Raw genomic sequence first — 23,147 nt, 5'->3', positions numbered from 1 at the left:
AGGATGCTGAAAGCGCCATGAATTCAGAAGCAACCCCAATTATCACATCACTGCTGGATACCGATGCGTATAAGCTGCACATGCAGCAGGCAGTGTTCCATCATTACCGCTCAATTCCGGTCGTCGCGGAATTCCGCTGCCGGAGCAACAAACTGCTGGGACAGTACGCAGATGAACTGCGCCGGCGGGTGGCAATGATGGCAGAGCTGTCAGTCAGTGATGACGAGTACAACTATCTGGCCCGCCTGCCGTTCTTTTCGGCAGATTACCTCGCCTGGTTCCGTCAGTTCCGGTTTGATCCGTCACAGGTAAATATCCGCTGTGACAGCAACGGTCAGCTGGCTATCCGTATCAGCGGCCCGTGGGTGGAAGTTATCCTGTGGGAAGTCCCGCTGCTGGCGCTGATCAGTGAACTCGTTCACCGCCATGAATCACCGCAGGTAACGCCGGAAGATGCCGTTATCCGTCTGCGCGAACTGGTGACACGCTTTTATCAGGATGCGGAACAGGCAGGGATCGACCTCAGCCGCTTTAAACTGATGGACTTCGGCACCCGCCGCCGTTTCTCTTATGATGTCCAGAAAGCGATTGTCACGGAACTGAAGCAGCATTTCCCGTATCTGGTCGGCACCAGTAATTACCTGCTGGCAGAAAAACTCGATCTGGAGCCGGTCGGCACCCAGGCACACGAATGGTTCCAGGCACATCAGCAGATCAGTGCGGAACTGGCCAACAGCCAGCGCGCCGCTCTCCAGACCTGGCTTGATGAATATCCGGATCAGCTGGGTGTTGCGCTGACAGACTGCATCACCATGGATGCCTTCCTGCGCGATTTCGATGTCCCGTTTGCCCGTGCTTATCAGGGTCTGCGCCACGATTCCGGGGATCCGGTTGAATGGGGTGAAAAAGCGATTGCTCACTATGAAAAGCTGGGTATCGACCCGATGAGCAAAACGCTGGTCTTCTCCGATAACCTGGATTTCCGCAAAGCCCTCGCGCTCTATGCCCATTTCTGTGACCGGATCAACCTGGTGTTCGGTATCGGCACCCGCCTGACCTGCAACATCCCGGATGTCGAGCCGCTGAATATTGTTATCAAGCTGGTGGAATGTAACGGGAAACCGGTCGCCAAACTCTCCGACAGCCCCGGCAAAACCATCTGTGAAGATGATGAATTTGTCGATAAACTGCGCCGCGCTTTTGATATTCCCCACGTTCAGCGCGCCTGCTGATCCTCTCTTTTATACAGATACCCCCGGAGAACAGAAAAAGACGGTTATTTTTTCTGTTTTTCGGGCTGCTGACCCCCAATTTCTGCTTGTTTCCTGACAGTGAGCAAGTAACATAGTGAGATTGCCCGTTTGACGGCAACTGATGACTATTCTGTTACTCACATCTCAGAAGATGGCGGGTAACGCGTGTAACAGACCTATATATAAGAAGAGAGAGTTTCAACTATGAGCATAGCGCCTGTGGTCGATGTACTGCAAGGCCGTGTACCTGTTGACAGCGAAGTCACAGTACAGGGTTGGGTCCGTACAAGGAGAGATTCAAAAGCCGGGATCTCATTCCTCGCCGTCTACGACGGTTCCTGCTTTAATCCGGTACAGGCCGTCATCGAAAATAATTTACCTAATTATAATGATGAAGTGCTTCATTTAACGGCGGGCTGTTCTGTTGAAGTTACCGGGAAAGTGGTTGCTTCCCCGGGTCAGGGACAAAGTTTTGAAATCCATGCCACACAGGTTCGTGTTGTCGGTATGGTTGATGATCCGGATACCTACCCGATGGCGGCAAAACGCCACTCTGTCGAGTATCTGCGTGAAGTGGCGCACCTGCGTCCGCGCACCAACCTGATTGGCGCGGTTACCCGTGTCCGTCATACTTTATCCCAGGCATTACACCGTTTCTTCGACGAGCAGGGTTTCTTCTGGGTATCCACCCCGCTTATCACCACCTCTGACACCGAAGGTGCCGGTGAAATGTTCCGTGTCTCCACGCTGGATTTCCACAATCTGCCGCGCAACGATAAAGGCGAAGTGGATTTCAGTGAAGACTTTTTCGGCCAGGAAGCATTCCTGACCGTATCCGGTCAGCTGAACGGTGAAGCTTATGCCTCTGCGCTGAGCAAAATCTACACCTTCGGCCCGACGTTCCGTGCGGAAAATTCCAACACCAGCCGCCACCTGGCGGAATTCTGGATGGTTGAGCCGGAAGTGGCGTTTGCAAATCTGGATGACGTGGCCGGTCTGGCCGAAGCCATGCTGAAATTTGTCTTCAAAGCCGTTCTGGAAGAACGCCGCGATGATCTCGAATTCTTTGCTGAGCGTATTAATAAAGAAGCCATCGAACGCCTGGAGCGTTTTGTCACTTCCGATTTTGCACAGGTTGATTACACCGACGCGATCAAAATCCTGGAAAACTGCGGCAAAACCTTTGAAAACGACGTGTACTGGGGCGTGGATATGTCCTCTGAGCACGAGCGCTACCTGGCGGAAGAGCACTTCAAAGCGCCTGTGGTCGTTAAAAACTACCCTAAAGCGATCAAAGCATTCTATATGCGCGAAAACGAAGATGGCAAAACCGTGGCCGCGATGGACGTCCTGGCACCGGGAATCGGTGAAATTATCGGGGGTTCACAGCGTGAAGAGCGACTGGACAAACTCGATGCCCGCTTTGATGAACTGGGTATGAACAAAGAAGATTACTGGTGGTACCGTGATCTGCGCCGCTACGGCACTGTGCCGCACGCCGGTTTCGGTCTGGGTTTTGAGCGTCTGGTGTCATATGTGACGGGCGTCTCAAATATCCGTGAAACCATCCCGTTCCCGCGGACCCCGCGCAGCGCCACATTCTGATTTCCATCAAAAATATTGAATGTAAAAAGCCGGCCATCAGGTCGGCTTTTTTTATGCCTGTGGTTCTGACTGTTCAAAAAGCTCCCAATTATTTACATTTTGAAATACTTTTTTGCCATTTGTTACAGATTCTTCGTTTTTGTAGCACTTTCAGGGTAGATAAAATATTTTACCAATGGAACACTGGTCGCCGACACAGACGACACTAAACTCTCATAAATAGTTCCAAATTTTTTTCAGAACTATTTCTGGCAGTGGCAGGTGTCCGAATAACACCAATGAGGGTAATAATAATGAAACGCAATATTCTTGCAGTGGTTATCCCGGCTCTGTTAGTTGCTGGTGCAGCAAACGCAGCTGAAATCTACAACAAAGACGGCAACAAAGTAGACCTGTACGGTAAAGTTGACGTTCGTCACATGTTCGCTAAGTCTGATGACAACGGCTCTAAAGAAGATGGCGACGATTCACGCGTTCGTTTCGGCATCAAAGGTGAAACTCAGATCACTGACCAGCTGACCGGTTTCGGTCGTTTCGAAAATGAAATCAAAACCAACAACGTTGAAGGCGAGAACCCTAATAAAGTTCGTTTAGCTTACGCTGGTTTCAAATTCGCTGAATTCGGTTCAATCGACTACGGCCGTAACTACGGTGTGGTATATGACACTGCAGCATGGACCGACGTCCTGCCACTGTTCGGTGGCGACACCATGGCACAGACCGACGTATTCATGACCGGTCGTAACCACAACCTGCTGACTTACCGCAACAGCGATATGTTCGGTTACGTTGATGGCCTGAGCTTCGCTCTGCAGTACCAGGGTGCTAACGACGAAAACTCAATCGAAGCACAGAAAGGTGCTAAATCTAACGGCGACGGTTACGGTTTCTCTACCGCTTACGACCTGGGCTGGGGCGTGACTCTGGGTGGTGGTTACTCTAACTCTGCACGTACTATTCCACAGCAGCAAGGCCTGTTCGGTGCTGAAGGTAAACGTGCTGAAGCATGGGATTTCGGTGCTAAATACGACGCTAACAACGTATACCTGGCCGCTCTGTACGGTGAAACCCGTAACATGACCAAATACGGCGAAGCAAACACCATCGCTAACAAAACTCAGAACTTCGAATTAGTAGCACAGTACCAGTTCGACTTCGGTCTGCGTCCATCCATCGCTTACCTGCAGTCTAAAGGTAAAGACCTGGAAAACGGTTCAAAAGGCAGCGAAGACCTGGTTAAATACATCGACCTGGGTGCTTACTACTACTTCAACAAAAACATGTCTGCAGTCATTGATTATAAAATCAACCTGCTGGACAACGATGACTTCACCCGCAGCAACAAAATCAACACCGGTGATGTTGTTGGTTTAGGTCTGACTTACCAGTTCTGATTTAGCTTTACGCTGAATATGAATACCGAAACCCACGGCTTGCCGTGGGTTTTTTGTTATCTGTTTAACGCGTTTTGTGATGCATTTTCATGCAAACCTCAACAGGACGTCACCCACTTCACAAGATCTTCGTCTTTTTTCTGTAAACAGTTGGCAAATGATTTACAGGGAGTTAACCTGATAACCTTGTGACAGTCCTCTTATCCGCACTATCAGATACTATTGGGATCAACAACTATGTTTGAGAATATTACTGCCGCGCCTGCCGACCCGATCTTAGGTCTGGCTGACAGCTTCCGTCAGGACCCACGTGAAAACAAAATCAATTTAGGTATTGGTGTTTATAAAGATGAAACCGGTAAAACACCGGTACTGAGCTGTGTTAAAAAAGCGGAAAAGTATCTGCTGGATAATGAAACCACAAAAAACTACCTGCCTATCACCGGGATACCTGAATTCGGTACGGTGACTCAGGCACTGCTGTTTGGTGATAACAGTGACATTATCACCGCCAAACGCGCCCGTACCGCACAGGCACCGGGTGGTACAGGTGCACTGCGTATCGCGGCTGATTTTATTGCTAAGCAAACCAGCGCAAAACGTGTCTGGATCAGCAACCCGACCTGGCCTAACCACAACGGTATCTTTGCCGGTGCCGGTCTGGAAATCTGCAGTTACAATTACTATGACGCCGAAAATCATGCGCTTGATTTCGGTGGCATGCTGGCAAGCCTCGAAGCGGCACAGGCCGGTGATGTGATCCTGCTGCACGGCTGCTGCCATAACCCGACCGGTATTGACCCGACTGCTGAACAATGGGCTCAGTTATCTGTTCTGGTAAAAGAAAAAGGTCTGCTGCCGGTCTTCGACTTTGCTTATCAGGGCTTTGCGGCCGGTCTGGATGAAGATGCTCAGGGGCTGCGTATTTTCGCTGAATCCCACCCTGAGATGCTGGTCGCCAGCTCTTATTCTAAAAACTTCGGCATGTACAATGAGCGTGTCGGTGCCTGCACCCTGGTTGCGGCTGATCCGGATACCGCCGATCGCGCGTTCAGCCAGATCAAAATTGTGATCCGTACCAACTACTCTAACCCGCCGTCACACGGTGGTGCCGTTGTGACAACCGTGTTGTCTGATCCGGAGCTGAAAGAAGAGTGGATTCAGGAACTGACTACCATGCGCGAGCGTATCAAGCGTATGCGTCAGCTCTTTGTGAACACACTTCAGGAAAAAGGCGCGAAGCAGGACTTCAGCTTTATTATCCGCCAGAACGGTATGTTCTCTTTCAGCGGCCTGACCAAAGAACAGGTTGCGCGCCTGCGTGATGAATATGCGGTGTATGCCGTCAGCTCCGGTCGTATCAACGTTGCCGGTCTGACTCTGGAAAATATGGTTCCGCTGTGCGAAGCCATCGTCGCGGTACTGTAATTTCTCAGCAGACATTCTGCTTCTGATAAAGCCCCCGGCTTCCGGCCGGGGGCTTTGTTTTATCTGTTCCTGATAATATAAGGTTGCCTGTGCAGAAAATAATGCGGGTTTTACGCAAGCTGTATAAATATGACAATGGCCGTTATGACGGCAAACGACAGGTTTCTGTTTATGATACACAGACATTATCTGAAAAAGATCAGACACTTTTATCACAATCCGGCTGGCAGGCGAACAATATCGTCAGTTTCAGCAGCCATGATGACATTATCGCCCGTCTGCACAGCCTGAAAAACAACACGGCATTAACCCGGGAGCGGTGTATCTCCGCGTTTATTGCCGGTGTCGGCGGCAGTTATCTGCGGGGGCGCTCAGTATTAAGTGCTTTTCATAAGCTGCATACCCTGCCCGCACATGCTTACCTGGAAAAACCACAATATGCCTGTTGCTGGGTTTGCAGTGATCACGATACTGCCAAATACATTAATGACAGCTATTTCCAGTATTGCCTGTATTACGGAAACGCATACAGCAGTACCGCACTGTATGCTTATCTGAATCTGAGTCATCTGCTGACCACAGAGCCGGTCATGCCGACAGAGCAGGATAAAGCGGTATTCAGACAGTTACTGGATATGCTGCACAGCGCACCGGAGGATGAAACGCCCGGCCAGTTCGAAAAGCGGCTTAAAACATCGAAACTGATAGCCGGTGATCGCCATACCCTGCGGGGGATCTTACAGTCACTGGCATTAACAGGTGTGATCCCGAATCAGTTCCTGGCATTGTCTCTCAGTCAATGGACTGACTTCGGTGATATTACTATCGCAGAGAATCAGCTGAAGAATACAAAAGGCCGCTCGGATATGGAAATGCCCTGGGCGGGCTGGAAAGGTAATCTCAGCATTGATACTGAAAAAGCAGCCGCATATTTTGATGACTATCTGAAACCCGGATCATAAAAAATGCCTGACAACGTCAGGCACCTTTCACCATGGTGTAACTCACCAGATGTCACTCACCAGACCGGCGGTTCGTCCTGTAAGAACGGATTGGTACGACGCTCTTCCCCGAGTGTGGACATCGGCCCGTGACCGGGAATAAAGCGGTATTCATCGCCCAGCGGCAGAATTTTGTCTTTAATCGAACTGATCAGATCCTGATGGTTACCACGCGGGAAGTCACTGCGGCCGACACCGCCTCTGAACAGCACATCCCCCATTGAAATCAGTTTATCCTGCTTATCAACAAAGACCACGTGGCCGGGAGTATGGCCGGGACAATGCAGCACATCCAGTTCAATATTACCGACAGTGACTTTATCGCCCTCTTCCAGCCACTGATCCGGTGTAAATGCACGGCATGGTTCCACACCAAACATCTGACTCTGCTGAGTCAGCCCGTCGATCCAGAATGCATCTTCCTTTTGCGGGCCGACGATCGGCACATTAAAGTGCTCTGCCACATCTGCGGTTGCACCGACATGATCAAAATGACCGTGCGTCAGGAGAATTTTTTCCAGTTTAAGGCCGCGTTGTTCAATTTCACGGATAAGACGCGGTGCTTCACCGCCGGGATCGACAATGGCAGCGGCTTTTGTTTCATCGCACCAAATCAGGGTGCAATTCTGCATAAAGCCGGTGACAGGAATAATATGATATTGCATGACACAAAACTCCGGTTAATGCGGGTAATAACAACAGATTACCACGTTCTGACCGGTCCTGTATCCATATGAACAAAATTACTGGACGGATAATATCCCACACCGCCTGCCCGCATTTTCATAGCCGCTTTGCGGACCTGACTTAACTGAATACCGGGAATACGGAAATCCATCGCCTGGCCGCGGGTGTGATAGCTTTTCTTCGCCACACCGGAGGTGGTTTTACGCAACTGGTTATTGGTCACCAGTGAGCGATACCCGGAAACCAGCTGGATTGGTTTATTAATGTTCATCATGACCTGTAACAGATACATCTGGTCAAACAGGTGCGGATCAATGGTTTTGACTTTATTGCTGCGGTGATCGCGGAACAGTTTGTTCAGGCGGGCCAGTTCAGAGCGGTTATAACGTTTACCGTCAAAAAATTCTGCTTTTAAAAATTCACCGGTATTGAGGTTTTCAAAACGTAAAATCTTCGGCCGGGGTGTAGTCAGGGATGCAAAAGCGTGATTCGGTAATAAAGCCAGCCCCAGCGCCGCCGCACCAAATCCCAGCCATTTACGGCGGTCGTTATCAATTATATCCATTGACGGTAATCACTCTTTATCTGATTAAATATAACATGGCCGGACAGCGATAATTGTGTTCACCGTTCAGACCCGCAGCGGATCGGTTTTGTCTATTTCTGTAAATTTCCGTCAGGTTATTTCAATATTTATGTCGAAATGGGAAAAAACAGCAATAAACAAAACTGACCATCTATTTTTTACCGATTCATACCGCCGGAGTCAAATAAAAAAGCATATTTTTACTCAGAAAGTAAATCCGGACGACATTTATGAACATCAGAGGTGTACATCCGCCATGTCACACGCAGCAAGCCTTTGCCGGGCGATGCCCTGTCATCACTTTCAGTTAATTAATAGTATGGGAGGTACAACGTTATACATGAAATTATTTAAACCGAATAATCATTAATTTTTAATTATATTAATATAAGAAAAAAGCCGCTTATTGATAATAAACAAGCGGCTTAATATGTTCAGCTTTTTATCAGGAACGGTGTGATATCCGTTAATTTATCAATACCTTTCAGACTGCTGTCATCGTAGCGGTAAATATCCGCGCGATATTGCGGGATATTCTCCGCATTGACCCAGGCAGTCTGATAATAGAGATAAACCGGAATCCGGTTCGGGATAGAGACATAACGGGTACTGCCCGCTTTCAGTGCACCATCCACACGGGTTTCGTTCCATCCGGCATCACCAAGGAGGATCGCCGCGAGATCTTTGGCTTTATTCACCCGGACGCAACCGGAACTGATAGCCCGCATATTTTTATTAAACAGGCTGTGATTCGGTGTATCGTGCAGATAAATTGCCTCTGAGTTCGGCATATTGAATTTATAACGGCCCAGTGAGTTGGACGGCCCCGGTGCCTGAGTGATCCGGTACGGGAAGTTTGACGGTGTAATAACACTCCAGTCAATACTGTACGGGTCGATCACCGACGCATTATTACTCCATCCGTTATAAATAGTATAACCCCGGCTGCTGAAATAGCTTGGATCAGCCCTGCCGCGCGGCACAATATCCTGACGGCTCATGGTCGGCGGTACTGTCCACGGCGGGTTGATCACCACATTATTCAACGCGCTGGACATAATCGGCGTTTTGCGTTCCGAACGGCCGACAATCGTTCTGGATTCCAGAATCAGGTTATTATCCACATAGAAATACAGTGAGAAATCCGGAATATTCACCAGGATAGCTGTCGGCTGATTGTCAGGCGTGATACGCAGACGCTGAATATTCACCGCCATTATGGCCGCCCGCATCTGTGGTGTTTTATTCAGCCATTCGCGGGTCTGTTTACCGATGACACCATCGGCTTCCAGCCCGTGCTGTAACTGAAACTCCTTAACCGCCGCCACCAGCGTTTTATCATACGCTGCACCGGCGCTCATCATGTCATTGGCTGAGATCAGATTAAAACGGTGCAGGATTTCCCGCAGTGCGCCGACAGATTCATGACTTTCTCCCGGGCGCAGTGTCCGGTTAATCACCATTTCCGGCCACGGCGCGGTGTCGGCCAGTTGCGTCAGCATCGCTTTACGCATCGGCTGATACATCTTATTCGCCGGCAGCAGCGTATCGGTAAATGCGGCCAGCGTGCCGTTATGTGCCGCCGTATTCAGCCGCGCCAGTGATGGTTCACTGACAGCCGAAAATGTGAACGGACGGGCGCCGTACAGCCATTTATCGCCTTTGGTGCCGACATTGTCCAGGTAATAGAGATAACCCAGCGCAGCATCGGTTAAAATCATATCCCGTGCCAGCGGGGTCAGATCCGGCTGTGCCAGTGCATTCAGCCAGGCAGTAAACTGCGGCTGAAATCCGGCAAGTGCGGCTTCCGCCAGCTGATTTTCCAGAGACAGACGTGCTTTTTCATCGGTCCACAGCGGCTTCAGCTGATGTTCCGCATAAATGTTTGTCAGTGTATCGGTATAAAGTAATGGTGTTGCCGCCGGGACTTCACGGCGGATACTGTCAGCGACATCGTTCAGGGGCAGTGCAGTCACACCGGCCACCGGTTCTGCGGGCTGCGTTTCTGTATTTTCAGGCGATTGTGAAAATACTTTCAGGTTTTCCACTTTGGCATCTGCTTCTGTCAGATGCGTTACCGGAGCTGTTGAAGCCCACGAAACCGGCGTCAGTAACAGTGTTCCTATCATGGCGGAAATGGGAACAACTTTTTTAACTCCCGTCACCATAACATCCCTCTCTTATTTTTTTATTATGTCTGTTCCGGACAATTGTTAATACTTATGATCAGTATAGTAAATACATCGTGTAAATGACTTCCCTGCTGATTTTACCTGTCAGAGAATAATTGAAAATAGGATAACGAAAAAATCGTAGAAAAAAGGCGCAAATACGCCTTTTTAAGATGAATACACTGTACTATTTACATAAACAGCCGTTGCAGGATATCTGAAATACATCTCATTCGCTGTTTTTGCACAGATAAAAAGAGACAAACAACGCCGCACCCCGGCGGCGTTGTTAGATGACCGGCAGATGATAATTAATATTCGGAATTAATAACCACTTCTTCGCCGAACTGACCGGCTTTCGGCAGTGGCTGATAAGAGGAATTTGATGCACGTAATACCCGGATCCCCCGGATGTTCAGTTCACGGGCCGCGGCAATATCCGCATCCGCATCACCGTAATAAATTTTCAGTTTGTGATCACGCATCCAGCTGACTTTATTATTCTGCCCTTCCTCATCACCGGCAAAAATAACCGGATTCATTTTATCCGCCGGGATGCGCAGCCCTTCCTGCACGTATTTAGTCACTGTTTCTGTTTTGGTTTTGCTGCGTCCGGTGATGAAATACACGGTGTCGCCACGTTTCAGATGCATTTGCACCAGATCCATACCGGATTTTTTCGGCATGCTGAATTTATCCCACTCATTATTCATTTTTTCCCAGAATTCCGGGTTTTTCAGATAACTGAAATCGTTCGGGGAGTATTCCAGTTTACCGCGGTAAAAACCCGGGCTTGAAAATAAGACGGTGTCATCAATATCAAAGCCCACCGCCATCGGCGGCTGCCCTTTCAGACTCTCTTCAATTTGTTCAACCGAAATCCAGTGAATGGCATGCTGCTGTGCCAGCTGAGCCGCTGTCACGCCGTCACTGACTTTTTCCGGCATGTATACTTTGGCATCAGCCACACTGTTGAGGCTCAGAGCGAGTGCCAGAGCACTCAGGGTGAGGGTCAGTTTACGCATTGTGTATCCTTAATTTTCTGTGTCGATCACGCGGAGTGAAAATCTAACTATTCCTGTTTCATATTAACGTTATTCAGATCACACTGTGAGGAATACTGCCTCCTGATAGCATCAGATCCCCGCCTGATTGTTCTGAATTCAGAACATTGTTTATCAATATCCGCACTACTCAGACTTTCGCTTATGCATTAATTTTAATCCGCACAACAGAGTGTTTCTGATAAACACCCTGTTTAAACAAAAATAATGTTCAAATTATCATAAACGAGGGTCTTAAAATGAGTATTCCGGCAAACTTTAATGGTCAGCGTCCTGTTATTAATCCTGATGATGCACTGATGCTGTTAATCGATCATCAGAGCGGACTGTTCCAGACTGTCGGCGATATGCCGATGACGGAATTACGCGCCAGAGCCGCCGTACTGGCAAAAATGGCAACACTCGCCAATATCCCGGTGATCACCACCGCCTCCGTTCCGCAGGGTCCGAATGGCCCGCTGATCCCGGAAATTCATCAGAATGCGCCGCATGCTCAGTATATTGCGCGTAAAGGTGAAATTAATGCCTGGGATAACCCGGAATTTGTGGCCGCAGTGAAAGCATCGGGTAAAAAACAGTTAATTATTGCCGGTACAATCACCAGCGTTTGTATGGCATTCCCGGCTATCAGTGCCGTAGCCGACGGCTATCAGGTATTTGCGGTGATTGATGCTTCCGGCACCTATACCAAAATGGCGCAGGAAATTACGCTGGCACGCGTTGTCCAGGCGGGTGTTGTACCGATGGATACCGCCGCGGTCGCCTCTGAACTGCAAAAAACCTGGAACCGCGCCGATGCGGCAGAATGGGCACAGGCGTACACGCAGATTTTCCCGGCCTATCAGTTACTGATTGAGAGCTATACCAAAGCGCAGGATGTTGTGAATAACAACGAGATTTTAGATTCACAGCGCTGATATAAAAAAACGGATGAGCGCAGTAATACGCTCATCCGTTTCAGAGAAAACCCCGGAGGAAAGAATTAATCCTGCTCTTCTTCCCCGTTTTCCCCGTCGTTCTCATCTTCTGTCACCGGTTCAGGTAATGCCAGCGTTGGTTCCGGCTGGCCGAAGCCGCGCAGTCCCACCACATGCACATGTTCCTGATTGTTGAAGACTTTACGCACCAGTTTGTACGTCGTGCCTTTTTCCGGACTGATATTTTCCGGGGCCGCAATGATCAGCTGCATCTGTAAGCGATCACACAGTTCAAACAGCGTGGCGATAGATTTTGCATCCAGACGTGCTGCTTCATCCAGGAACAGCAGACGGCACGGTGAAATATCTTTGCTGCGCAGACGGCGGGATTCTTCTTCCCAGCTCTGCACCACCATCACCAGAATCGACATACCGGTACCAATCGCCTCACCGGTGGATAACGCCCCGCTCTCGGCTTTCAGCCAGCCATCTGAACCACGGTTGACTTCCACTTCCAGCTCAAGGTAGTTACGGTAATCCAGCAGTTCCTCACCGATGGTCTGCGGCAGACGCTGCCCCATATCCACCTGCGGGTTCAGGCGCTGATAGAGTTTCGCCATCGCTTCCGAGAAAGTCAGGCGCTGGCTGGCGAACAAGTCCTGATGCTGCTCGTGCTCTTCAGATAAGACATCCAGCAGTATTGCGTGACTTTCACGGATATTGACATTCAGACGCACACCTTTGACCTGACCGAATGCCACAGCCTGCAACCCCTGGTTGAGCATGCGGATACGGTTCTGTTCACGCTGAATGGTTTTGCGGATGATATTGGCCACACTTTTCGAGCTGATCGCCAGTTTCTGTTCACGGGCGGTCAGTTCGTCAGTCAGACGGGCCAGCTCGATTTCCATCTGTTCGATGGCGTCGATCGGATCATCCGTTTTGATAATATCCTGACGGATACGTTCGCGCAGGTGGCGGTACACTTCAATAAAGAACTGTACTTTGCGTTCCGGACGCTTCGGATCTTCGGACAGACGCAGCGCATCACGCAGATGCTCGTTATCCGCCACCGCCTGGCGCAGTGCCCCGAGCGCTTTATCCGACATAGAACGCAGTGTATCGGCATCTTCATAGGCCAGTTCACGGCGGTGGAGGCGGCGCTCAACACCACTCTCTTTCACCATCCGCATCACGGCACACCAGCCCGCTTTGGCGGTAACCACCTGTTCACGGATTTGCTGGTAATCACGTTCCGCTTTACGCAGGCGTTTTTGCAGGTTGTCCATTTCCGATTCCCCGATCCCCAGCTGTTTTTCCAGCTGATTGATACGGGCACGGTTATGGCTGACCTGATTGTACAGTTCATCACGACGTACGCGGGCACGCTCTTCCGCATTGGCATCCGCCTGAACACCAATCTCGCTCATTTCACGCTCAAGTTCGCGCAGCATGTCTGATTTAGTTTCATACGAACTGCGCAGTGAGGCCAGTACCTGGTTGAACTCCGCACATTTGGTCTGCTGCTGGCGCAGCATTTCACGGCTGCGGGTACGATCAGATTCCGCATGTTCCAGACGCTGACGCAGTTTGTCGTTGAGATCAGCATTTTCTGTCAGCATGCCGGCAGATTCGCCGTAATTAAAGTGCTGACGGCGCTGTGCGACCTCTTCCAGGGCAAACGCCTGCTGACGTGCCTGCTGCTGAACCTGTTTCGCGTTTTCATAATCGCGGATCAGCGCTTCGTGCTGCTCCGGATCACTCTGGAGAACAGCAACCATCGGTTCCAGCTTACGCAGTGCCGTGCCGTACTGCTGGATATGGCGGGCAGACTCCTGTGCATCGGTCAGTGCATCGCGGATCTCATCCGCACGATCCGCCAGTGTTTCATCAAGCAGCAGAGCCGTATTCGGGATCAGGCGGTTCAGGATGCTCAGATTTTCTTTGACCTGCGCGTACTGCTGACGGGCAACGGCAGTCTGATCCTCAAACTGCGCCAGTTCCCGCTCCAGCTCATTACGGCGCTGATTCAGTGTGCGGATTTCCGCTTCCGGATCAGCCTCAAAGGCCACAGAGATATTTTTACCGACGAAACGGCTGAATGCCTGGTGGGCACGCTGCATTTTCTGGACATCAAAGGAGAGCGTTGCCAGACGTTCTGCCAGCTCATCCCGTTCATGCTCCAGCACCGCCAGCTGATTTTCCCGCGCCGCACGGCCGAACAGCGGCACTGACGGGAAGCGGGAATAACGCCACTGGCGATCGGTGCTGCGTACCAGCACGGCACGTTCCAGCTCTTCGGTGGTGAAGACACTGTCATCAAAGGATTGCGGGTCCCCTTCAATCAGATAGAGATCTTCCGGGCAATCATCGAGCGCATCCAGCATCGGGCGCACAGCACTGAGGTCAGGTACCACAATCGCATGGCGTGCCGGACCGTACAGGGCCGAGAAATACGGTGCGTCATCAATGGTGATGTCATCATAGATTTCGGACAGTAATATACCGCCGAAACGCTCCGCCAGTCCCAGCATACGGCCGTCTTCCGCACCGCTCGGCTGACTGAGCCGCTCAATATCTTTTTCCAGCTGTGCTTTTTTCAGCGCGATTTCATCACGCTCAACAGTGACTTCGCGCTCACGCTCCAGCAACTGCTGCATATATTCGGTAACATCATTGGTGCTGGTGAACGTTTCATGTGACTGTTCACACAGTTGTGTCAGTGCTTCCTGTGCCGCCAGCCAGGCCGGCGCTTTGACGGTCAGCGACTGGATCTGCTGCTTCAGCTGTTCTGCCTGCTGGCGCATTTCCATGCGGCGCTCACCGCTTTCACTGACACTGACACTCAGGCTTTCCTGCTGCGCCTCAAGGGTCATCAGCATGTCATCCAGCCCGTCCGCCTCAATCTGCTGCCCGATGCGCTTGCAGAAATCATCCAGCGATTTCTGTGCATTGTGCTGACTGTGCAGGCGCTGTTCGAGTTCTGATAACTGCTGACGCAGCGGTTGTACACGGTCAGCCATCATCTGCTGTGACGGCAGGTCGCGCAGTAATTCACGGGCAGTCTGGTATGCTTCGCTGCGGCTGACTTCACCCACAACGGATTTCACCAGCTCATACGCCTGAGAGAACTGACTGTGTGCAGCCTGTGCCACACTCATTTTCTGCTCAAGCCCTAACAGGGATTCGGTTGCCTGCTCTTCGCGGGCGCGGAAGGTTTCCAGCCATTCATCCAGTGAATCAATATCCAGCTGCGGCAGCTGACACACGGCTTTGGCGCGTTCCAGTGCCTGTAATGCCTGCTGATACTGAATGGCGCGGGTCTGCTGAACGTCCAGTGCCTGCTGGTAATCGGCCAGCTGGCTTTTCAGTTCATCCACTTCCTCTTCCGCAACATGGTTGCGTTCTTCATATTCTGCCAGCTGTTCTGCCGCTTCTTCCGCCACTTCAGTCTGTTCTTCCAGACGGAATGTCAGCTCTTCCACATCGGCCTGATAGCGGTCAATTTTTTCCTGCTGACGCATCGCTGTCTGTACCAGAGACAGGTGATCACTCGCCGCCTGGTAATCGGTTTCCAGATCAGCCGATGACGCTGTCTGCTCTGCCAGTTCGCGGGACATTTCCACCTGGCGGAACTGTTCGCTGATCAGCTGTTTACGGCTGCCGAGCAGTTCACGGCGCACATTCAGTGCCTGATCGATATGCACACGGCGCTCATTGGCGTGACGCATATAGTCCGCGGAAACATACGCGGTCGCTTCGGTGATCAGGTGTTTGAACAGGTCGCGGTCAGACTGCGTAACGCGGATAGCTTCCAGTGTGATACGGTTTTCGCGCAGTGCCCCCTCCATATCCTGGAACGCTTTACGCACTCCGCTGTTCTCCGGCAGTAAATAGTCGCGCAGAGAACGGGTAATGGCACTGGAGATACCGCCGTACAGAGAGGCCTCAATCAGGCGGTAGAATTTGCTGCGGTCACCCGCAGAACGCAGGCGTTTCGGGATAACCCCCAGTTCAAACAGAACCGAGTGGTAATCCGTAATCGAGTTAAACTGTTTGAATTGCACACCTTCGATATCCTCAAGGCGTGCTTTCAGATCATTCAGCGGCAGTACCCGCACCTGACGTTCAGCCAGTTGTTCGCTGACAATCTGTGTCGGGGAGTATTGTGTCGGCAATCCCTGAATCATAAAGGATTTGATATCGACTTTTTTATCACGTCCGGCAATCTGCTGAAGTCGCACACCCACCAGCACACGCTGATGGCGGGAGTTCACCACATCCAGCATGGCATAACACACGCCCGGACGCAGTTTACCGTGCAGACCTTTATCACGGGAACCGGATGTTGCCCCGGCTTCGGTGGTGTTACGGAAGTGCAGCAGGGTTAAATCCGGGATCATAGCGGTAATAAACGCCGCCATGGTGGTGGATTTACCGGCACCGTTACCGCCGGATAAGGTGGTGACCAGCTCATCCAGATCAAAAGTGCGCGCAAAAAAGCCGTTCCAGTTGACTAACGTGAGCGAGCGGAATTTACCACGTTCAATCATTCTTCATCCTCCGCTTCATCCGTCGCGTTGTCATTTTCAGATTCTTCATTATCATCGTCCTGATCCTCAGGGCGCGGATGTTTTTCTTCTTCCGCAAGAGACTGAGCCTCACCGTCACGGATAAGACGCAGTTGTGCCTCACGCGGATCATCCCCGCTGCGGACATCCGCACCGAAGCGGAAAACCGACTCGGCAATCACAAACTGGCTGTTATCCGCAGCAACAAATGTGATCATACCCAGGCGGCGCAGACGGTTCAGCGCACCACGGGTTTTTTCCAGTAATTTTTGTTTGTCCAGGTCAGACCCGGTGGAGCGGTTATTCACCACTTTCAGCAATTTGGCTTCATCCGCCAGTGACAGCAGTTCCTCATAGAGTTCTGCTGTGGAGAAAATACCCTGGTTGGCCAGGCGCTCCGGGCTGAGATACAGATAGCACAACACTTTCCCGACCAGCATTTCCAGTTCGGATAAGACAGAGCGCGGGATCAGCGTAGTGGAACGCGGACGCAGATAGAAGAACCCTTCCGGTGCACGAACCAGTTCCACATTATAGCGGGCGTAAAAACCTTCCAGTTCATCCTGGAAATCCATCAGAAAGGCGTGATTATCCAGATCATCCACGCCGATATGGCGGCCGGCGCGTAACTGGCTGTCAAGTTCCGGAAAAAGGTTGTTGGCAAGTGCCTGAGCCAGCTTTGCTGACATAAATTGTTCAATATGTGTCGATGACATGTGCCTGCACCTTTGCTCCGTATTCATTAATTGCTGACCATTCCGCCGGAATGCCCGAGAAATCGGCATCGGCGACCCCGAGGCGGACGGCCTGATCCACGATAATCCGTGCCACATCAAACTGACGGCTCCGCGGATATTTCGCGAGGTAATCACGCAGAACCGCACCCAGATCCAGCGGTTTCGCCTGTGCTTTATACACCGCCAGCGCGCTTTCCATCATGGCCGCCAGTTCCTCGTTGACCTCGCTGAACTCTTCATATTCCAGATCCGGCGGTAATTCCCCGGTCACTTCGTCATCACGCAGTGCCATCTCCTCATCACGCATATCCAGCAGGCGATCCGCATTGGCGACATTCAGTGCCCACGGCGAATCAAAATAGTGCTGAACAGAGTGGCGCAGACGCTGCGAGAAAATACGGTTTTTATCCATATCGATGGCGGTACGGATAAATTTATGGACATGGCGGTCATAGCCGATCCATAAATCGATAGACTGCTGGCCCCAGCTGATAATACGGTCAAGCTTGGCCTGCAAATCAAAAATCAGTTTATCCACCAGCTCAGATCCGGTGGTGGTATTCATATTGGCGTCCTGGATGCGCAGCAGGTTTGCCTGCAATTTGTCACCGGCGGCTTCGAGGGTATCCTGCAATTCCCGCAGCGTCAGAGAGGTTTCGGATAACAGCTGCTCACAGTTGGCAATCGCGGCCTGCCAGTCCTGGTTCAGGAGTTTGGCGATATCGTCTTTCACGCCGTTTTGCTGTTCATCCATAATGCGCTGCGACATATCAATACTGTCAAAAATTTCCGCCACTGAATATTTCAGCGGGGCAAACACATTACGGTGCCAGTGATATTCATCCCCGCCCTCTTCGGCGGCATCTGCCGCGCGGCTCAGTTCACCGGCCACAATGGAAAGCTGCATGGATAAACGCAGTGAGGAAAACTCACGCTGACGGATATAATAATCACTGATGCCGATCCCGAGCGGGGTCAGACGGTAAATCGCATTACCTTCAAATAAATCGCTGGTAAAACGGTTAAATATTTTCTGGCGTACCATATCATTGATGGCATTGTTTGCACGCACCGCGACAGATTCGGTGGTCTGTTCAAAGCCTTTGCAGACTTCACGGAAGGCATCCACCAGTTCCCCTTCGCTCATTTCACCGTCGATGCGCTCACTGTTGAGCACGGCAACAGACAGTAAAAAAGCCAGCCGTTCCGGCGGCAGTGCGATAGAGAAATCATTCTTTCGCGCCCATGCCACGAGCTCCGGGACTGTTTGGGTAAACTCACTCATTGTCCATCCTTCTGATCGGTTTTCGTGCCATAACGTGAATATAACGGCCTAAGCTGATATAAGGCTCCTGACGGCAATAGCGTTGCTCCAGTGCCAGCAGCGCCGGGAAATCACGGTTTTGTAACTGGCGGCTCTGCAGATAATCATGGAAAACCCGCACACCGGTTTTTGCCTCAATAGTCAGACAGCAATCATCCAGCCACTGATAAACCTGTTCCGGCACAAGGGGATTCTGCGGCGATAACGAACGCTTGCGGCGGCGCTGAATTTCCGGAGTTGCCAGATGAAAATTGCCTAATATCGCATTTCGCATCACAAGTCCGTTCGCATTGTAAAACATTAACGATAATGCACCACCGCCCGCTATTATAGCGGTCAGTGCTTCAATTGCACCTTTTTGATCTGTGATCCACTCCAAAACGGCATGAAATAATACCAGATCAAACGCCCCCTCAGTGTGAAGTGCGATATCCTGTGCCGCACAATGAATAAAGGACATATTTTCTGCCACACCATCATCCTGCGCGGCCTGTTGTGCACGGGCAATCATCTCTTCTGACAGGTCGCACAATACCACCTGATGCCCCAGCGCAGCCAGACGGCGGGAGAAAAAGCCGTCACCGCCGCCTGCATCGAGAATGCGCAGCGGACCCGGCTTCAGCCGTGTCAGTAAGGCGTCCAGATCCTGCCAGACCACAGCTTCGCGGATTTGCCCTTTTGTTGTGCCATAGATATTGCGGGTGAATTTTTCCGCGATATCGTCAAAATTACGATCAACCATGAAAACCTGTATCAGTTCCGGGGGATATTTCGGGTCAGTTTGCGGCGGTTTCCCGCGCGATCCGGCTATCTTCAATTGTATTGCCGGGCAGAGCAGTGCAATATGCAAAGTCGGTAACTATTGTGTCACAGACGTGTTTAATGTCACCCGATTTGTGCAGGCTCCTGCCGTTAACCGGTGATAAATCAATCATATTTAAGGTACGCTCATGCTGTTTGCCCTGAAAAAATACCTCGGCGGTTTTTTGTTGCCGCTGCCGTTTATGCTCCTGCTGATGCTTGCCGGATTATTGCTGCTGTGGTTTTCCCGCCGGCAGAAAACCGGCAAAACCCTGATCACCGTGAGCTGGCTCGGGCTGGTGCTGCTCAGCCTGCAACCGGTGGCAGATGCTCTGCTGCTGACAGCAGAAAAACCGTATGATAAACGCTATGAGCTCATCACCCCGGCGGAGGTTCAGCAGCAGGATCTGCGCTATATCGTGGTACTCGGCGGCGGCTTTACCTATAACCCGGAATGGGCGCCATCCGCCAATCTGATCAGCAACAGCCTGCCGCGCGTGGCGGAAGGTGTGCGCCTTGCACTGCGCTACCCGCAGGCAACGCTGATTTTCACCGGCGGGCCGGGTGCAAACAGTATCAGCAGCGCGGAAGTCGCGGCAGAGGTTGCACAGTCACTGGGAATTCCGGCTGAACGTACACTGCCGCTGGTACTGCCGAAAGATACCGAAGAAGAAGCGGAAGAAGTGGAAAAAATCGTGGGTAACGCGCCGTTCCTGCTGGTGACTTCCGCCAGTCATATGACCCGCGCCAAAGCTTTCTTTGAGGCACGCGGCCTGCATCCGGTTCCGGCTCCGGCCAATCAGCTGGCTATCACCACACCGCTTCACAGCTGGGAAAAGACGATTCCATCCGCGTATTATTTATCACACAGCGAACGGGTCTGGTATGAGGGGCTCGGGCGTATCTGGCAGGCGGTGAAAACGTCAGATAATGACGAACAGGAATAGAAGACAACAAAAACGCGGGTTCAGTGAAGTGACCCGCGTTTTGTTTATAACTGATATCGCTCAGCGGGCGGCAAACAATCTGCGCACGGTTTCAAGATCTTCCGGGGTATCAACACCGGTGCCCGGCGCTTCTGATGCCTCCGCGACATGGATCTTTTCGCCGTACCAGAGCACACGCAGCTGCTCGAGCATCTCGATTTTCTCCAGCGGGCTGGTTTCCCACTGAATATAACGGCGGATAAACCCGGCACGGTAAGCGTAAATGCCGATATGACGCAGGAAATTATCACCTGCACTGTCACGGCTGTGCATAAAGCGCTCGCGATCCCACGGAATAGTGGCGCGGGAGAAATAGAGTGCATAACCCTGTTTATCCATCACCACTTTAACCGCATTCGGGTTAAACGCTTCTTCCGCGGTGGTGATTTTTACCGCCAGGGTAGCCATACCGGCTTCGCTGGCTGCCAGATTTTCAGCAACCTGCGCAATAATACTGTCAGGGATTAACGGTTCATCGCCCTGAACATTCACGATAATCTCATCATCAGCAAACTGATAGTGATCAATCACTTCCGCCAGGCGCTCTGTCCCGGACTGATGATCTTCGCGCGTCATACAGGCTTCGCCGCCCTCTGCGATTACGGCATCAAATACGGCCTGAGTATCTGTGGCGACAATGACTCTTGCGGCACCGGAACGTTTTGCCTGCTCCATCACACGGACAATCATCGGCTTGCCGCAGATATCGGCCAGCGGCTTACCGGGCAGACGCGTGGACGCATAGCGCGCGGGAATGATAACGGTAAACATGGAGATTATCCTTCTGAGGCCGGTAATTCGCGGGCTTCATTCTCTAATAAGACAGGGATATCGTCGCGGACGGGATAGGCCAGACGGCAGCCTTTGCAGATGAGTTCAAGATTTTGCTTGTCGTAGCTGAGTTTGCCGTGGCAAACCGGGCAGGCCACGATTTCGAGTAAACGGTGATCCATACGTCCCCCAATGAGATAAAAACGTTGGCTCAGAATAACATAAGCCCGGTCTCACCGTTAACTCTGTTGTTGCGATATCACTGAGATAATCGCGTTTTTTACTGCTTACAGCGCGATCACATCGTTCGCTGCAATACCATAACTGCCGCGGGTCAGTGAAAATTCCACTTCCTGCCCTTCGCACAGTAATTTGTTACGGGAATTGGCTATCCCGTTACGGGTTACCCAAATATCGTCGCCGCCGTTAACCGGGGAGATGAAACCGTAACCTTCTTTCGCGTCATACCATTTAACGCGGCCAAGTTGTAATTGTTTAGACATAGTATTAACTCCTTTTATATCACCGGTAATGGAATACACCCCATCACGGGTTATGTCTGCTCCGGCCGGGTAACACGGGTACTCTCTTTGCGAACAGCCACCCGGTAACGAGCAAAACATTATAGTTATTATTTTTTATCCTGATTTGCAGCCGGTCAGACACCTTCTGCAAAACATACCGTTTATCCGCGGGATCCGGTCATCCGCACCACAAGATTAACAAGGTGGTGTGAAAAAATTATGACAGCGGGATCAGAATTATGAGTGACACGCGGATTGGTTGCACAGTGAGATATGAAATACATCACAGAAATACAACTTTTTGATTAAGCCACATTCAGATAAAAAGCACAAGCCCCTTTATGCATTTTTTATGAGGAATATGACTTTATCCAGAATTAAATTGGCGGATTCTGCAGAAACCGCGGCGCTGACCGGTAAATACCACCAGTCAGTTTCAGAAAAGGCAAAACATTTCACTGCATCTTTCTCTGTCATCAGCAGCGACTGACCCGGCTTTATCAGTGCGGAAAGCTGCTCCGGGCTGTAAGACTGGTGATCAGGAAACGCAACACAGTGTACCGGCGTCACACCCAGTGAATTCAGAGTGGCAAAAAAGCGCGGCGGGTGTCCGATACCGGCCATTGCCACACACTCACCGAGCTCCGTCACCGGTTTGCGTCTGCCGTCTGACAGATTAACGGCCTCACCCGGCACCAGCTGCATCACGGTTTCACCGGGTTGTGCCGTACCACCGTTGACGATCACCGCATCCACCTGTTTCAGACGTCCGGCCCGTTCCCGCATCGGCCCGGCGGGCAGCCACCAGCCGTTACCGAAACGGCGTTCGCCGTCAATCACCACGATTTCCATATCGCGTTCCAGTGCGTAATGCTGCAAACCATCATCAGTGATAATCACATCCACCGGCGAGTGCTGCAAAATAGCGTCCACTGCGGCGGCACGATCCGGGGCAACCGCAACCGGCACACCGGTACGGCGGGCAATCAGCACCGGCTCATCACCGGCCTGTGCCGTCGTGGTTTCTCCGGTGATAAGCAGCGGATAATGATCCGATTTACCGCCGTAACCGCGGGAAACCACCCCGGGACGATAGCCCCGGGCCAGCAGTTGCTCTGTCAGCCAGATAACCACCGGGGTTTTGCCGTTACCACCGGCGGTCAGATTACCGACCACCACCACCGGTACCGGCATCCGGCGGGATTTTTTCAGCCCTGAGCGGAATAACCAGCGCCGCAGACCACTCACCGCGCCATACAGAAATGAGAGCGGTAAAAGCAGCAGATAAAGCTTTGAGCGGCCGGACCAAATCTTTTCAATCATCAGC

Annotated in this window: 19 protein-coding genes; 7 read left to right on the top strand and 12 right to left on the bottom strand. The window is 51.4% G+C overall.

What is annotated here, in order from left to right; translation table 11 throughout:
- Window positions 1-17 precede the first annotated feature (17 nt).
- The 5 genes from pncB (at window position 18) to JC793_RS06110 (ending at window position 6,642) form a co-directional block, all read left to right on the top strand.
- Window positions 18-1,232, top strand: coding sequence for a nicotinate phosphoribosyltransferase (pncB, locus tag JC793_RS06130; protein WP_052926155.1), 1,215 nt, complete (start codon window positions 18-20; stop codon window positions 1,230-1,232).
- A gap of 225 nt (window positions 1,233-1,457) precedes the next feature.
- Window positions 1,458-2,858: an asparagine--tRNA ligase gene (gene asnS / locus JC793_RS06125; protein ID WP_046893862.1), complete on the top strand. Its 1,401-nt coding sequence runs from the start codon at window positions 1,458-1,460 to the stop codon at window positions 2,856-2,858.
- A gap of 293 nt (window positions 2,859-3,151) precedes the next feature.
- Window positions 3,152-4,252 carry a porin gene (locus JC793_RS06120; RefSeq protein WP_166707339.1) on the top strand — a complete coding sequence of 367 codons (1,101 nt, stop codon included), beginning with the start codon at window positions 3,152-3,154 and terminating at the stop codon, window positions 4,250-4,252.
- A 237-nt stretch (window positions 4,253-4,489) separates the two neighbouring features.
- Window positions 4,490-5,680, top strand: a complete 1,191-nt coding sequence (locus JC793_RS06115; protein ID WP_046893860.1) for an amino acid aminotransferase — start codon at window positions 4,490-4,492, stop codon at window positions 5,678-5,680.
- Window positions 5,681-5,781: 101 nt separating this feature from the next.
- Entirely contained in the window at window positions 5,782-6,642 is an 861-nt protein-coding gene (locus JC793_RS06110; RefSeq protein ID WP_166707337.1) for a hypothetical protein, read from the top strand.
- Window positions 6,643-6,698: 56 nt separating this feature from the next.
- On the opposite strand, the gene JC793_RS06105 is transcribed toward JC793_RS06110, so the two are convergent.
- The 4 genes from JC793_RS06105 to aphA form a co-directional block, all read right to left on the bottom strand.
- Complete coding sequence (locus tag JC793_RS06105; protein ID WP_166707336.1) at window positions 6,699-7,346, bottom strand: MBL fold metallo-hydrolase; 648 nt, start codon at window positions 7,344-7,346, stop codon at window positions 6,699-6,701.
- Between the two features lie 38 nt (window positions 7,347-7,384).
- Window positions 7,385-7,933 (bottom strand): peptidoglycan L,D-endopeptidase MepK, encoded by a 549-nt coding sequence (gene mepK / locus JC793_RS06100; RefSeq protein ID WP_046893857.1) that lies wholly within the window; start codon window positions 7,931-7,933, stop codon window positions 7,385-7,387.
- 455 nt (window positions 7,934-8,388) lie between these two features.
- Window positions 8,389-10,122 (bottom strand): L,D-transpeptidase, encoded by a 1,734-nt coding sequence (ldtD, locus tag JC793_RS06095; protein WP_166707335.1) that lies wholly within the window; start codon window positions 10,120-10,122, stop codon window positions 8,389-8,391.
- A gap of 314 nt (window positions 10,123-10,436) precedes the next feature.
- Complete coding sequence (aphA, locus tag JC793_RS06090; RefSeq protein WP_046893856.1) at window positions 10,437-11,150, bottom strand: acid phosphatase AphA; 714 nt, start codon at window positions 11,148-11,150, stop codon at window positions 10,437-10,439.
- 278 nt (window positions 11,151-11,428) lie between these two features.
- Here aphA and JC793_RS06085 point away from each other — a divergent pair, with 278 nt between their 5' ends.
- Entirely contained in the window at window positions 11,429-12,106 is a 678-nt protein-coding gene (locus JC793_RS06085; RefSeq protein ID WP_218427816.1) for a hydrolase, read from the top strand.
- Between the two features lie 65 nt (window positions 12,107-12,171).
- On the opposite strand, the gene mukB is transcribed toward JC793_RS06085, so the two are convergent.
- The 4 genes from mukB to cmoM are packed head-to-tail and all read right to left on the bottom strand — an operon-like array spanning window position 12,172 to window position 19,480.
- Window positions 12,172-16,659, bottom strand: a complete 4,488-nt coding sequence (gene mukB, locus JC793_RS06080) for a chromosome partition protein MukB (protein WP_218427814.1) — start codon at window positions 16,657-16,659, stop codon at window positions 12,172-12,174.
- Window positions 16,656-17,393 (bottom strand): chromosome partition protein MukE, encoded by a 738-nt coding sequence (gene mukE, locus JC793_RS06075; RefSeq protein ID WP_046893853.1) that lies wholly within the window; start codon window positions 17,391-17,393, stop codon window positions 16,656-16,658. Before mukE ends, mukB begins: the two co-directional genes overlap by 4 nt.
- Window positions 17,374-18,699 (bottom strand): chromosome partition protein MukF, encoded by a 1,326-nt coding sequence (gene mukF / locus JC793_RS06070; protein WP_046893852.1) that lies wholly within the window; start codon window positions 18,697-18,699, stop codon window positions 17,374-17,376. The genes mukE and mukF overlap by 20 nt, the downstream gene beginning before the upstream one ends.
- Window positions 18,692-19,480, bottom strand: coding sequence for a tRNA uridine 5-oxyacetic acid(34) methyltransferase CmoM (gene cmoM, locus JC793_RS06065; RefSeq protein ID WP_107678443.1), 789 nt, complete (start codon window positions 19,478-19,480; stop codon window positions 18,692-18,694). The genes mukF and cmoM overlap by 8 nt, the downstream gene beginning before the upstream one ends.
- 208 nt (window positions 19,481-19,688) lie before the next feature.
- Here cmoM and elyC point away from each other — a divergent pair, with 208 nt between their 5' ends.
- A complete protein-coding gene (gene elyC / locus JC793_RS06060) occupies window positions 19,689-20,486 on the top strand; it encodes an envelope biogenesis factor ElyC (protein WP_166707331.1) in 798 nt (265 codons plus the stop codon).
- Between the two features lie 60 nt (window positions 20,487-20,546).
- Here elyC and kdsB read toward each other — a convergent pair whose 3' ends face one another.
- From kdsB to lpxK, 4 genes are all read right to left on the bottom strand, one after another.
- Window positions 20,547-21,296: a 3-deoxy-manno-octulosonate cytidylyltransferase gene (gene kdsB / locus JC793_RS06055; RefSeq protein ID WP_046893848.1), complete on the bottom strand. Its 750-nt coding sequence runs from the start codon at window positions 21,294-21,296 to the stop codon at window positions 20,547-20,549.
- Between the two features lie 5 nt (window positions 21,297-21,301).
- Window positions 21,302-21,478: a Trm112 family protein gene (locus JC793_RS06050; protein WP_072056875.1), complete on the bottom strand. Its 177-nt coding sequence runs from the start codon at window positions 21,476-21,478 to the stop codon at window positions 21,302-21,304.
- Window positions 21,479-21,583: 105 nt separating this feature from the next.
- On the bottom strand, window positions 21,584-21,799 hold the full coding sequence (locus JC793_RS06045) for a cold-shock protein (protein WP_004241772.1): 216 nt from the start codon (window positions 21,797-21,799) through the stop codon (window positions 21,584-21,586).
- A 360-nt stretch (window positions 21,800-22,159) separates the two neighbouring features.
- Entirely contained in the window at window positions 22,160-23,143 is a 984-nt protein-coding gene (gene lpxK, locus JC793_RS06040; RefSeq protein ID WP_166707330.1) for a tetraacyldisaccharide 4'-kinase, read from the bottom strand.
- Between the last annotated feature and the right edge of the window lie 4 nt (window positions 23,144-23,147).

Source organism: Morganella morganii (assembly GCF_019242955.1).
GTDB classification, from domain to species: domain Bacteria; phylum Pseudomonadota; class Gammaproteobacteria; order Enterobacterales; family Enterobacteriaceae; genus Morganella; species Morganella sibonii.
The sequence above is the reverse complement of the archived record's forward strand: the minus strand, read 5'-3'. Positions and strand labels throughout refer to the sequence as shown.